The sequence below is a fragment of the Aquimarina litoralis genome, from assembly GCF_039523995.1.
In the GTDB taxonomy this organism is placed as follows: Bacteria; Bacteroidota; Bacteroidia; order Flavobacteriales; family Flavobacteriaceae; genus Aquimarina; species Aquimarina litoralis.
The window spans coordinates 42,149-55,180 of sequence record NZ_BAAAGE010000007.1; the positions used below are offsets into that span (position 1 = coordinate 42,149).

Annotated in this window: 14 protein-coding genes; all 14 read left to right on the forward strand. The window is 31.2% G+C overall.

Annotation, left to right across the window (positions count from 1 at the left end; genetic code table 11):
- The first annotated feature begins 31 nt into the window (after positions 1 to 31).
- The 14 genes from ABD077_RS23340 (at position 32) to ABD077_RS23405 (ending at position 12,857) form a co-directional block, all read left to right on the forward strand.
- On the forward strand, positions 32 to 565 hold the full coding sequence (locus tag ABD077_RS23340) for a DUF4442 domain-containing protein (protein WP_343914616.1): 534 nt from the start codon (positions 32 to 34) through the stop codon (positions 563 to 565).
- 171 nt (positions 566 to 736) lie between these two features.
- A complete protein-coding gene (locus ABD077_RS23345; RefSeq protein WP_343914617.1) occupies positions 737 to 1,279 on the forward strand; it encodes a hypothetical protein in 543 nt (180 codons plus the stop codon).
- Between the two features lie 264 nt (positions 1,280 to 1,543).
- A complete protein-coding gene (locus ABD077_RS23350) occupies positions 1,544 to 2,575 on the forward strand; it encodes a carboxylesterase family protein (protein WP_343914618.1) in 1,032 nt (343 codons plus the stop codon).
- Positions 2,576 to 2,873: 298 nt separating this feature from the next.
- A complete protein-coding gene (ribB, locus tag ABD077_RS23355) occupies positions 2,874 to 3,536 on the forward strand; it encodes a 3,4-dihydroxy-2-butanone-4-phosphate synthase (protein ID WP_343914619.1) in 663 nt (220 codons plus the stop codon).
- Entirely contained in the window at positions 3,537 to 4,133 is a 597-nt protein-coding gene (locus tag ABD077_RS23360; protein WP_343914620.1) for a Crp/Fnr family transcriptional regulator, read from the forward strand.
- Complete coding sequence (locus ABD077_RS23365; RefSeq protein ID WP_343914621.1) at positions 4,120 to 4,713, forward strand: Crp/Fnr family transcriptional regulator; 594 nt, start codon at positions 4,120 to 4,122, stop codon at positions 4,711 to 4,713. The genes ABD077_RS23360 and ABD077_RS23365 overlap by 14 nt, the downstream gene beginning before the upstream one ends.
- Before the next feature lie 64 nt (positions 4,714 to 4,777).
- Complete coding sequence (locus tag ABD077_RS23370; RefSeq protein ID WP_343914622.1) at positions 4,778 to 5,230, forward strand: carboxymuconolactone decarboxylase family protein; 453 nt, start codon at positions 4,778 to 4,780, stop codon at positions 5,228 to 5,230.
- A 310-nt stretch (positions 5,231 to 5,540) separates the two neighbouring features.
- On the forward strand, positions 5,541 to 7,208 hold the full coding sequence (locus ABD077_RS23375; protein ID WP_343914623.1) for a DUF7151 family protein: 1,668 nt from the start codon (positions 5,541 to 5,543) through the stop codon (positions 7,206 to 7,208).
- 197 nt (positions 7,209 to 7,405) lie between these two features.
- Complete coding sequence (locus tag ABD077_RS23380) at positions 7,406 to 7,744, forward strand: hypothetical protein (protein ID WP_343914625.1); 339 nt, start codon at positions 7,406 to 7,408, stop codon at positions 7,742 to 7,744.
- A gap of 172 nt (positions 7,745 to 7,916) precedes the next feature.
- A complete protein-coding gene (locus ABD077_RS23385; RefSeq protein WP_343914626.1) occupies positions 7,917 to 8,378 on the forward strand; it encodes a DUF1801 domain-containing protein in 462 nt (153 codons plus the stop codon).
- Positions 8,379 to 8,441: 63 nt separating this feature from the next.
- Positions 8,442 to 8,915: a YdeI/OmpD-associated family protein gene (locus tag ABD077_RS23390; protein ID WP_343914627.1), complete on the forward strand. Its 474-nt coding sequence runs from the start codon at positions 8,442 to 8,444 to the stop codon at positions 8,913 to 8,915.
- 153 nt (positions 8,916 to 9,068) lie between these two features.
- Positions 9,069 to 10,724, forward strand: coding sequence for a DUF4874 domain-containing protein (locus tag ABD077_RS23395; RefSeq protein WP_343914628.1), 1,656 nt, complete (start codon positions 9,069 to 9,071; stop codon positions 10,722 to 10,724).
- Positions 10,725 to 10,854: 130 nt separating this feature from the next.
- Positions 10,855 to 11,730: an AraC family transcriptional regulator gene (locus ABD077_RS23400; RefSeq protein WP_343914629.1), complete on the forward strand. Its 876-nt coding sequence runs from the start codon at positions 10,855 to 10,857 to the stop codon at positions 11,728 to 11,730.
- Between the two features lie 50 nt (positions 11,731 to 11,780).
- Entirely contained in the window at positions 11,781 to 12,857 is a 1,077-nt protein-coding gene (locus tag ABD077_RS23405; RefSeq protein WP_343914630.1) for a 3-keto-alpha-glucoside-1,2-lyase-like domain-containing protein, read from the forward strand.
- The last annotated feature ends 175 nt before the right edge of the window (positions 12,858 to 13,032 follow it).

The following is a 13,032-nucleotide window of genomic DNA, read 5'->3' on the forward strand; positions in this document are numbered from 1 at the left end:
AAAATTAAATCAGTTTAAATAGCAATATATAATGTCATTATACAAAAAAGTAGCTACTATAGGTGGGCGATTTTTTAAGTTGAAAACGCTCTTTAAGTACGGTTTCAATTATTCGCCAATGTATAGAAGAAGTACTGCAAAAGTAATTGAAGTTTCAGAAGACTTACTAGAAGTCAAAATAAAACTTCCTATAAGCTATAAGAACAGAAATTATGTAAATTCCATTTTTGGCGGTAGTATGTTTTCTGCGGTAGATCCGATACCAATGGTTCAACTAATTAATCTTCTGGATGACGATTATGTGGTCTGGGATAAATCTGCTGAAGTCTTCTTCAAAAAACCTGCAAAAGAAGATTTATATGCACGTTTTACTTATACAACAGAAGAACTAGACTCCATTAAACAGCAAGTCTCAGAAAAAAATGAAATCGAAATTTTGAAAAACACAGTACTCACTAATAAAAATGAAACAACCATCTTTTGTGAAGTAAAAAAAACAATCTATGTTGCTAATAAGAGCTACTACAAACAAAAGCGAAAGCAAGCTAGAACTACACTAAAATAAACCGCCTAATTGCAATCACTAAACCTCATTAAAAGTTACATTGTGTTTTATCATTTCCTCTTGTGAACACTAGTTTTTCTTACCTGTCCATACTTTGTCCATAGCAAAAACTAGGTGCAGGTAGTATTTTGAAATAGGTTTGCCTTGTTGAATCCAAAAAAACAAAATATTATGAAAACATTAAAGTTCACAATCTTTATTTCAGTACTGTTAGCATTTACTACTGCTTGTAGTACTGATGATGGTACTCTAGAGCCACAAACAGAATCTTTTAAAGTAAAAGCAGTCTCCATTGTCTCACGACAATTTCCGGATACAGAAGGAGAAGCTCTAGAACTTTATGGACGAATCAGTACTACTATAGCAGTTGGCGATACTACTGAAGAACATATTTTATGGGAACGAAATCGCGACTTTTTTGAATCAATAGGTACTCAAGAATTCTTGATCAATTCTGAAGGGTCTGAACATACTTTTACGATTACCCAAGATGAAATACTAAATGGAGCAGAATTTAGATTTTATACACAAATGTATGATAGAGATCCTGATGGGAATATCGATGATTATTTAGGAAATGAACTTCGATCTCAATTTGTAGAAGTTTTTCGCACAGTGTCAAATGAAAACAATCCTGTAGAATTCGAATTTAGACTTACAGAATTTACTGGAGTAGATGTAAGAATTCGGTTTTCTGTTGAACATATACGATAAATACTATAATAATAAGGAACAGCTCAAAATGTTTTAGTTGGCATGCTTTATCCTAAAGAACTCCTACTATCATCTCAAAACATTAGAATTCAATTAATATAATACTCACTTGGAATAGAAGAATATTCAATAGTAAATATTATCATTATGAATATCCAGTGTAATGTATTCAAATCATCATAACATTTTGAGCTTTTATACGCTAAATAGGAAAGTTTTTAAACCATTTTAATTGATAACAGTCTAAGAAGAAAATATTTAGATATGAAAACAAAACTACTACTTTCCTTTTTAGCCTCAGTTATAGTAATATCCTGTAGTAATGATGAGTCAACAACAATGATCATAGATGCTCAGGAACCTAAGGTAGAATTACAGTTTTCGGATTCACCAATAGATCTTCAAAATGTAGAAGCTTTATTTGCATCGGATGTTGCATATAATGAATACGAGGATACAAAATTTGATATATTTTTACCCACTAGCTCAACAACCACAGGTCTAGTAATATTTATTCATGGAGGTGGTTTTACAGGTGGTGATAAAGCATTTATTTATACAGATAGTTACAAAAATGAAATTATTGAACTATTAACTAATGGTATTGCAGTTGCAACTATTAATTATAGGCTTTTACTACCAGGAGATGACGAAGGCGTACTAAAAAGTTTACATGATTCGAAAAGGGCGTTACAGTATATAAGGTATATACATAATGAATTAAACATAGATAAAGACAACATTGTATTGTTTGGTACTTCAGCGGGAGCTTCTACAGCTTTATGGTTAGCCACTAACGATGATTTACGAGAACCAAACAGTTTTGATTTAGTAGAACATGAGAGTACCAGAGTAAAAGGAATTGCGTTAAATGCTACCCAATCTAGCCTGGATATCGAAACAAGATGGTTAGGAAATGTCTTTTCTGAATTCGGAACATCATTAGAAAATATTATGCAAGAAGTCGGAGAAGAAAACATATACAATTTCTATGGTGTCGATAGCCAAGAAGCATATGAAACTCCTGAAATAGAAGCATACCGTAAACAAGTTGACATGCTCTCGCTATTATCTTCAGATGATCCAGAAATTTGGGTTACAAACACTGGAGGCCATAATGATGAACCATTAACAACAAGTAGTTTTTACCATCATCCCTTTCATGCTAGAGAGATTAAACAATTTGCTGATGCAGTTGGTGTTCCCAACGTCACTACCTATGGAAACCCTATTTTATTTAGCGATACTAGTAATGAAAATTTTGTGGAGTTTTTAAAGAGGAAAATCAATGAATAATTGCTAACAAAAAGATATTTAAATGATAGTAATTTGGTAATTATGATTGATATACCTTTCTCTTAAAACCCCATTCAGATAACCTTCCTTTTCACTTAATCGTTGATATCTAATTTCAAAAGTCTTGTTATTTTCAGAGGTGCCTTTTATTTTATTGTCATTAAAGTCTACATCGATAAGTCGCTGTAAGCTGAATGTGATAGGTATTCCAAAGCTCTCTATTCAATTTATTGACTTAGGTCAAATAGTATGGTTAAAAACAGCATTAGTTTTGTAACTATAAATTAAAAAATACAAAATGATAATTGCGCAGTTAAACAAACTAGAAACATTTGGTATCAACAGTGAAGAACGGTTGGAAAATGCAATAACACATCTTCAAAACGGAAATGGAGTTATCTTAGTAGATGATGAAAATAGAGAGAATGAAGGTGATTTAATATTTTCTGCACATACCATGACTATCAATCAAATGGCTTTAATGATTAGAAAATGTAGTGGTATCGTATGTTTATGTATGACAAATAAAAAAGCTGACCAACTTGATTTACCCTATATGGTAGAAGAAAATACTAGTAGTTTTCAAACACCCTTTACGATCAGTATTGAAGCAAAAGAAGGAGTAACCACTGGAGTTTCTGCTAAAGATAGATTAACAACAATTCAAGTAGCTAGCAATGAAAACGCTAAAAATAGTGATTTAGTAAAACCTGGTCATATCTTTCCATTAAGAGCTAATGATAATGGAGTATTAGCAAGAAAAGGACATACAGAAGGAAGTATAGATCTAATGAAACTAGCGGGACTAAAACCTGAAGCTGTCTTATGCGAAATCATGAATGATGATGGAACAATGGCCAAAGATGATTCAATACTACAGTTTGCTAAAGAGCATAATTTGAGTGTATTGTCAATTCAGGATATTGTTCAATATCGTAAATTTGTAAGAGACTATAAGTAAATGATTGATCATAAAGAACTCTCCTATTTCATAAAAAAGAATATCGACATTAATGATGATGATTTAAAAATTGTTTTGTCATATTTTAAATCTATAAATAAAAACAAGAATGATATTTTATTACCAAAGGGTAAAAATAGTCAGGTTAGTTATTTCGTCGTAAAAGGTTGTTTACGTTTATTTTATATAGATGAAGAAGGCAAGGATATCACACGATATATTGCCTTCGAAAATCAATTCGCTACAGAATTAGTAAGTTTTATTACGAATCAACCAGCTCAGGAATCTATTCAAGTCATTGAAAACAGTGAACTTTTATATATTACTCACAGAGATTTCCGACAACTGATGAAAACGATTCCCAAGTGGAAAGACTTTTATAATATTTATTTAGAAAAAGCCTATGTAAATAATTCCAAGAGATTAATTTCTTTTACTACCTTAAATGCATTAGAGCGTTATGAGCAATTATTTGATGTAAATCCAGATATTGTAAAACGTTTACCAAATAAAGTAGTCGCCTCTTACATAAATATATCGCATGAAACATTAAGCAGAATTAAGTCTAAATTTCTTTTAAAAAATGAAATCAGCTAAGACAGAAAAAGAACAATTAGCAGCATATTTTAGACGATATGGAAAAATATCAATTTCTGACATTGACTACTTTTTTACCCTAATGCAATTAAAAGAGTTCTCTAAATCTGAATATATATTAGAAGCTGGTAAGACTTGTAAGCATCAATATTTCATTTCCAAAGGTTTGACCAGAACATTTTATATAGATCATAATGGAACTGAAAAAATAACTCAATTTGCTATAGAAAATTGGTGGCTTACCAATTGGGATAGTTACAAAAATGAGGCACCTTCTACCAGTTACATACAAGCTTTAGAAGATAGTATCATCTTACAAATTGAAAAATCTGAACTGGAAAAAGCACTCTCAAAAATTCCAGCACTCGAACGAATATTTCGAGAAATAACCGAAAATTGGCTTATCGCAATCCAAAGACGTAGTGAATTCTATCTCAATTTAGATAGTAAGAGTAGATATGAGAAGTTCATTGCTACTTTACCCAATTTCAGTCAGCGAGTACCACAATACATGATTGCTTCTTATTTAGAAATTACTCCTCAACATCTAAGTACCATAAGAGCCAAATACATTTCTTAAGATATCTTAACCTCATCCATTTTTCGCAAAACTACTTTTGTGCTAAACTTTAAATAGAACAAAAATGGAACGAATATCATTTACCGAAATCCCGAAAGAAATGTTGGGAAAACTCATGGATCTAGAAAATTATATCAATAACTCTGGAATCGATTTAAAACTATTAGAATTGATGCGACTTAGAGTAGCCCAAATCAATGGATGCGCATATTGCGTAGATATGCATCATAAAGAATTAAAACACCTTAAAGAAACTGATCTACGGTTATCTTCGCTTGTCGTTTGGGAAGAAACCAGTTATTTCACAAATAAAGAAAGAGCCGCCTTATACTTTACGGAGATACTCACCAAGCTTGCTCCAAAACCAATAAAAGAAAAAGATTACCAAGTCATTAAAAACCAATTTAAAAAAGAAGAAATTATCATCCTAACACTAGCTATTTCACAAATAAATACTTGGACACGCTTGATGAAAACTTTTCAGATTGAAGCTGGTAATTACCGGGTAAACCGATAGTAACTTTTTACAACGGAAAATATTAGAATAGCGGTAATGGTAATTACCATTACTGCTATTTTGTTTAAATAAGGTATTTTGGTTAGGCGAAAATTCGTTTTGCTATTTAGACTATCAAACAAAGAAACAGCTGCTAACAACACAATAACAATCAACTAATCAGCAAAATAGCTTATACATTTAATTAAAGTAAGGTTTTTCTAAACTAAAAACTGCCAAAAAACAGCAAGAAAAAGCAAAAAAACATAGTAACATTTTGCCTAGTAAAGATACTTATATATGACATTACATCTAAATATCAAATAATCATATGAAGAATAACAAATTTACTGGCCTGCATCTTTTAGTTTTCGCTTTATCTGTAACTATGTTCACGGCTTGTGAAGGCGAAGAAGGTCCTCAAGGTATTGGACTAAATAGCTTAACTAATATTTCTACCGAACAAAGCGGTGATAATTGTGAAAATGGAGGTATAAAGTTTGAAGTTGGTTTAGATAGTAATGAAAATGGAATTCTTGATGAAACAGAGGTTTCTGCAACTCAATATATATGTAATGGAATAAATGGGAGTAATTCTCTGACCAAAATTACTAATGAGCCAGCCGGTACTAATTGTGAGAATGGAGGGTTAAAAATTGACTCTGGATTAGATACTAACGCGAATGGAACACTTGATGAAACAGAAATCTCTGCAACGGCATATATATGTAATGGAATAAATGGAAACAATTCCTTGACCAAAATTACTAGTGAACCTGCTGGGATAAATTGTACAAGTGGTGGTCTAAAAGTTGATTCGGGAATAGATATCAACAACAATGGGATTCTTGATGAAGTTGAAGTTTCTACGACAGCTTATATATGTAACGGATTAGATGGAAGCAATTCTTTAACCAAAATTTCAAATGAACCCGTTGGAAGTAATTGCGAAAATGGAGGATTAAAAATTGAATCTGGATTAGATACAAATGCAAATGGAATTCTTGATGAAGCAGAAATAAATGCAACAAATTTTATTTGCAACGGAAATAATGGGAACAATAGTATTACAAGAATAACAGATGAACCAGCTGGAACTAATTGTGAAAATGGTGGGATTAAGATAGAGTTTGGTATCGATTTAAATAATAATAATATCCTAGATTCTGAAGAAATCACCTCCACCACTTTCGATTGTAATACCAATCCAACAGAATCGTATCAAATTTTATACTCATTCGGCTCGGAAGGTACTCAAGATGGTGAATTCTTGTCCAATGAACACATATCGATCGATTCATCCGACAACATTTATGTAGTTGACACAAATGGCGGCAAGATTGAAAGATTCAACAATGATGGTACATTTTTGAACAGATTTCAAACAATAAACTCTCCAAGAAATATCCACTTCTTTAATGACGGAAGGTTTATCTTGACCAAATCCGCCGAAAATATAATTTCTGTCAGCGATCAAAACGGTGCTATACTAAACGAATGGGGATCATCTGGAAATGGAAATAGCCAGTTTGGATTTTTTAGACAAATTGCAGTGGATACAGATGAATTTATATATGTTGTAGATCATAATAATCATAGAATACAAAAATTTGACACACAAGGGAATTTTATTACAAAATGGGGACAAAATGGTTCAGGTGATGGGGATTTCGATTTTCCTTGGGGAATTGCTGTTTTAGGAGAGAACATCATTACGTCAGACAACAATGGGATACAAATATTTAATAAATCCGGTGATTTTATTAAAAAAGTAATGATTCCTAATGTCAATATATATTATGATATTGCTACAAAAGATGAAAATATATTTATTGCTTGTGGAAACGTTGTTGTCAAAACTACCATAGATTTTGATAACATATTGTATATTGGTGATGGTGACTTTTCGGGAGTCACTGGAATTGCAGTAGATTCTAATGACAATATCATTGTTAGTGACCTAGGACAAAGAATTGTAACTGTTTTAGGAAAAAATTAGTTATAAGTATATAGATCTAAATGAAATATTTATTCCTAACAATCACCTTTTTGAATTCCAAGATTTTGTCTTCTTTTTTGAAAACCAGAAAAAGTATTTATTAGAAACAAAGTAACATTTTACTCCATTATGACACTTACTATCAAACTTTAACCATAAGTTAAACAAGTAAAACTTATAATTAATCTTTAGATAGTATGAAATTAACAACACGATGTAGTTCCTGTAAAAAAGATGTTCGCATAAAATCAAGCGCTTCTACCCGTCCAGAATTACAGATGGAAAAGGGAAATGAATTCACCGTAAATTGCCAAAACTGTGGAAAATTGGAAAAGAAACACGTGAATGACATCAGAGCTGAAATAAATAACCAAATAATTTTTATTGGTATTGGAATTGGGATTTTATCTGCGGTAATTTTATGGAGTATGTTTGGCGCAGTTGGAACTATTAGTGTTACAATACCAATTATTTTTTGGTATCAACAAATGGACGCAATTAAAGGATTTAATTCCTATAAGATTCGTCGTAAATAAAGTAATAAGATCAAGTAAAATAGTAATTTCTTATGAGAAATTGAGGTTCCCCTAAAAAAACACAAAGTTTCTACTATTCTGCTCAATGTAAAAATATTCTTGTAGCTTATCATTTTGGATAAGATAAAAAATTCATATTTTAATAAGATAATTCTCAATCAAAAAGAAAGGTATGCAACCTAATCCTCAACTTAAAAGTTTTATAAAACCTTACGATCCTAAAATTCAAAAGTTGACATTAGATTTACGAAACTTTATAACGGAATTAGTTCCTCAGGCTAATGAGTTGATTTGGGATAATTATAATGCCGTAGCTCTTGCCTACTCTAAATCCGAAAAATTAAAAGACGCATTCTGTCATATAGCTGTGTATTCTAAACATGTGAATTTTGGGTTTAATCGTGGAGCAGAATTATCCAAAACAACTATTAAACTAGATGGAAAAGGAAAATTGATACGACATATCTCGGTAAAAGATTTTCAATCTTTTCCTAAAGAGGAAATAAAAGAACTGATCTGGGAAGCATTGGGTATATCAGAAAAAATGAATAGTGAACTAATATTTGAAAACAATAATCCCAAAAGCATTGTAATGTCTATTTCTGAAAAGAAAATAAGACCAAAGAAAATATAAACAATTAAAAACTACACCATAAAAGCTTAACTTGGTTACAAGAATATTTATATTGAAAATTCTATGAAATCTTATTCTGGTGAACAGACAATAAAACAACTAGAAAAAAGAAAAGGTGGATATTTCTACTTAAAAATTGATTCTGAAATCATTAACCAATTTAGTCGAAAAAGGGCGACTAGAATGATTTGTACCATAGATAATATAGTTTCTTATCGCTGTGGTTTAAACCACCTAGGAGATGGAAACTTTTATATCATAGTTGCAGGAAAGTATTTGGAAAAACTAGATAAAGAACCGAATGATAAAGTAGTATATGAAATCGAAGAAGATCCTGATCAACTGGGTGTTGAAATTCCTGAAGTGCTTTCTGTTTTGCTAGAACAAGATTCTGAAGCCAAAGAAATATTTGATAAAATAACAGACGGAAAAAAAAGAAGCTTGATTTATAGTATAGTAAAAATCAAAAATATGGATAGGCAGATAAAAATAATTACGGAATTCTTAGCAAAGGAAAAGACTAAGCTGTATAAATAAACTACTATCTGGAAAATATACGCAATACATCCTATATTTGAAGACATTTTTAGAAACCCTCCAGCCTGTTTTTATTCCGAACTCTAACTAAATTGGTTTTACTCATAAAACAACAAATCCTATACATAATCGTTTTAAAGATAAAACCAACTTATGAGTACGCCAGGTAATGTTATTCGAGTTTTAGCTTTTCTTTTTTATAATACCATCTTAATAGCACAAACAGTAAATTATACGAGTTCTCAAAATATCATTGCTAATCCTGAAAGAGGATTACAAAAATATTCTATAACATCTAATAATTATGCTACTGCTGTCGGAGCAAATAATTTATCCGTATCAACGCTGGAGGATTGGAAGAATGGCTCTGATAAAGTAACGGTGGTTTTTAGGTATTTCCTATTAGATGCGTTTCTAGATTCAAATATTAATAACACCTATCTGGATAACATTAGAAATGACTTTGATAATATTAGATTGGCTGGTTTAAAAACAATTGTTCGGTTTTCTTACTCTAATAGTCAAGGAACCGAACCTCAACAACCAACTAAAACGCAAATTCTAACGCATATCAGTCAAATTGCTCAAATATTAGATGAGAACAAAGACATTATCTTGTCTCATCAAGCTGGATTTATTGGTACTTGGGGCGAATGGTACTACACCAACTCTGCTGAGTTTGGCACAGAGGGTTCTATATCCACAGAACAATGGAACAATAGAAAAGAGATTGTAGATGCAATGCTTTCTGCAACACCTACAAATATTCCTTTGCAAGTGCGATATGCCAATATTAAAAAAACTATGTATGGGAATACACCATTAACAGAGCAAACTGCGTACAAAAATACCGCTAATGCCAGAATTGGTTTTTTTAATGATGCTTTCCTAAATGATTATGGGGATCAGGGAACATATTCCGTTTCCAATCAATGTGCAACACCTGTGGGAACATCTGATTACAATTTTATTGCCAACGAAACAAAATATCTTCCAATGACAGGTGAAACTAATGGTCTTAATGGATGTGATAGCGGATTTAGAACCTCAGGAGCGAATGCCATTGATGAAATGAATTTAACAAATTGGACGACCATTAATAGAGATTTCTATACTCCTTTTTGGGATGGAGTTATTGCTTCTAATACTTACGAAGAAATTGTACGAAGATTGGGATATAGATATACCCTGACATCATCTAGCGTAACCGTAAATAATCTTGACTTCGACTTGGCACTAGAGATTCAGAATGTTGGTTTTGCAAGAATTTTTAAAGAACGTGATGTATATCTTATGATCCAAAATACCGAAACAAATGACATTATTACCTCACTGATTGATACGGATATAAGAACTTGGGAAAATACAACAACCATAAATCAAAACTTCGATATTGGCATTTCTGGAACGTTTAAATTATATCTTTGGATTCCAGATAATGATGTAACACTGCAGACAAATCCTGATTATAGTATTCAACTCGCAAATACAGGTACTTGGAATTCGCCAACAGGATATAATGACTTATTACAAACGATAACCTTAGAACCAAGTCTTTCTGTGGATGATATTGTATTAGAAAACAATAAACTTTCTATTTACCCAAACCCTACTTCTAGTGATTTAACTATTAAAGTTCATGAATCTATAAAAGAAGACATCCAAATCTACAATAGCTTGGGGCAACTAATCATGAAAATACACCCTCTAAAAATTCAAAAAATTGATGTCTCTCATTTAGATGGCGGAATCTACTTTTTTAAAATTGGGAATTCTAAAATAGCGCAATGCAAGTTGATCAAAAAATAGCTTCTCCACACTACCAGTAATCAATTGATTTTTTGGTAAAATCATAACATAAAAGGAACAAAAAGTTCATTATTCTTGTATAGAAAATGTTAGTAATAAACATTTTTATAAAGATCAAAAAACAAGGATTTTGAGAAAATTTATTTTTGAAAAAAGAAAATATGGCTTTGAGCTGCTAATGGATCTACATACGTTTGAAAATAACCCAAATGTATTTTTTGATCCTAATCCGCATACCTGTGATTTCTTTGAAATTATGATTTTCCAAAATGCTTCGGGAACTATCGACTTAAATGGTGAGCTTTTAGAAGTTTCAAAAAATAGTTTCTTCTTTATCTGCCCGTTTCAGAAAAAATCTTGCAAAATTTCTACCAAAGGATTACAAGGATTCCACTTAGTGTTTCAAAATGACTTTCTTTCCGATTTTTTTGATGATAAACTATTCGCCTATCGATTACAATATTTTTACAACTCTCAACAGCCTCAATATTTACAGTTAACAAACGAATATTATAGTATCATTAAGTTTGCACTCAATGAGATTATATCCGAAATAAATAATTACCAAAACGATAGTTCACATATCATTCGATCACTTTTGTATTTCTCCTTATCCAAACTTAATAGATGGTATTCTGAATACTATGATATCTCATCAGACACCCGATCTAATTCTAAAATTCATAAGTTTAAAGAATTACTAGAATTAAATATTCGCAAAACTCATTCTGTCAATGATTATTGTAATTTACTTCAAATAGATCGGCATAAACTCAATACGTTGGTAAAAGCACATACTGGCCAAAGTCCAAAACAAGTAATCAATAACAGACTTTTACAAGAGATTAAATCAGAATTGCGCTATACGAACAAAACAATAACCGAAATATCTGATGAATTAAATTTCAGTGAACCTAATAATTTAACTAGGTTTTTTAGAAATATGGAAAACATCAGTCCTAATACTTTTAGAAAAAAAGCTCAAAATGATAGTATTCCTTGCTAAAGTGATATACTAAATAAACCCAAGACTTTAGATCTTTGAAAAAAAATACGATGAGAATTCTTTATACAATCACTGCAATAGTAAGTCTCCAAATTGGTTTTTGCCAAAATTCGCCAATTAACATTGATATGCAAGATGCTAACTGGATCCTACCGAAGGATGCCATATTTGAAAATTTTGATAATCGAAAAACACTCCTTTTAAAAGGTAATAGAGCAACAGTTAAAAATCTCCAATTCAGAAACGGAACGATAGAAGTAGACGTGTACGCAAATTCAAAAAGAAGTTTTGCTGGCATTACTTTTAGAAAACAAAATGATCATATGGAAGAAGTCTATATGAGAATGCATAAATCTAGTCAGGTAGACGCGGTTCAATACACTCCAATTTTTAATAATGAATCCAATTGGCAATTATACCCAGAATATCAAGCACAAGTAACTTTTAAAAATAAAGGATGGAATCATTTACGAATTGAAGTTACAAATACTGCTGCAGAGGTTTTTGTAAATAACCAAAGTGTACTTATAATAGATCAACTTAGAACAGAACAACACATCGGCGAAATTGGGCTTTTTGCATTATTCTCCAATAGATTTTCGAACTTTAGGGTTACTCATAGAGATATTAAAGTCAAAGCAAAATCAGAAATCAAGGATTCAATAATATCCGAATCTTCTGTTATTACACAATGGAAAATCACAAAGGCAAAACCTTACACAGTAAAAGGGTTGAATTTTGAAAAAATCTTAAATGCAGAATATACTACAGTACAAACTGAAACTTCGGGGCTTTTACCCATTTCCAAATACATAAAAAAATCTTCTTCTGGTAATTTTGAACAGAATAAAGAAGACTATATCGTTGCCTTGAAAACCATTACGGCTATTAAGGATGAAACAAAACTTTTCTCATTTGATTATAGCGACAAAATAATAATCTATTTAAATGACAAAAAGTATTTCACAGGTAATAATTCTTTTAGAGCCAAAGGAGTACAATATATGGGACATATGAATTTTAATTCAAACACACTACACTTACCCTTCAAAAAAGGTCTAAACACTATACATTGTGTAGTTATTGATAAAGCAAACGGTTGGGGTTTAATGGCTAAGTTAGATTAATACAACAAGTACTTATTTTATAATAACGTAGTATAAATTATATATCTTTCTAAAACCAATAAAAACATAGTTTGAAGCCGCAATGCTAAAGATATGATATTAGCATAGGTAAATCTTATCAGCTAGGAATCGCTATCTAACTCACAATTTGTATATTGCATGTCAGTCCTGGAAT

Bases quoted from the DNA above. Each gene is read 5' to 3' on its own strand.
- ribB (WP_343914619.1), top strand. From the start codon at position 2,874: ATGATAATTGCGCAGTTAAACAAACTAGAAACATTTGGTATCAACAGT.
- ABD077_RS23380 (WP_343914625.1), top strand. From the start codon at position 7,406: ATGAAATTAACAACACGATGTAGTTCCTGTAAAAAAGATGTTCGCATA.
- ABD077_RS23390 (WP_343914627.1), top strand. From the start codon at position 8,442: ATGAAATCTTATTCTGGTGAACAGACAATAAAACAACTAGAAAAAAGA.
- ABD077_RS23405 (WP_343914630.1), top strand. From the start codon at position 11,781: ATGAGAATTCTTTATACAATCACTGCAATAGTAAGTCTCCAAATTGGT.
- ABD077_RS23365 (WP_343914621.1), top strand. From the start codon at position 4,120: ATGAAATCAGCTAAGACAGAAAAAGAACAATTAGCAGCATATTTTAGA.
- ABD077_RS23350 (WP_343914618.1), top strand. From the start codon at position 1,544: ATGAAAACAAAACTACTACTTTCCTTTTTAGCCTCAGTTATAGTAATA.
- ABD077_RS23340 (WP_343914616.1), top strand. From the start codon at position 32: ATGTCATTATACAAAAAAGTAGCTACTATAGGTGGGCGATTTTTTAAG.
- ABD077_RS23370 (WP_343914622.1), top strand. From the start codon at position 4,778: ATGGAACGAATATCATTTACCGAAATCCCGAAAGAAATGTTGGGAAAA.
- ABD077_RS23375 (WP_343914623.1), top strand. From the start codon at position 5,541: ATGAAGAATAACAAATTTACTGGCCTGCATCTTTTAGTTTTCGCTTTA.
- ABD077_RS23395 (WP_343914628.1), top strand. From the start codon at position 9,069: ATGAGTACGCCAGGTAATGTTATTCGAGTTTTAGCTTTTCTTTTTTAT.
- ABD077_RS23385 (WP_343914626.1), top strand. From the start codon at position 7,917: ATGCAACCTAATCCTCAACTTAAAAGTTTTATAAAACCTTACGATCCT.
- ABD077_RS23360 (WP_343914620.1), top strand. From the start codon at position 3,537: ATGATTGATCATAAAGAACTCTCCTATTTCATAAAAAAGAATATCGAC.
- ABD077_RS23345 (WP_343914617.1), top strand. From the start codon at position 737: ATGAAAACATTAAAGTTCACAATCTTTATTTCAGTACTGTTAGCATTT.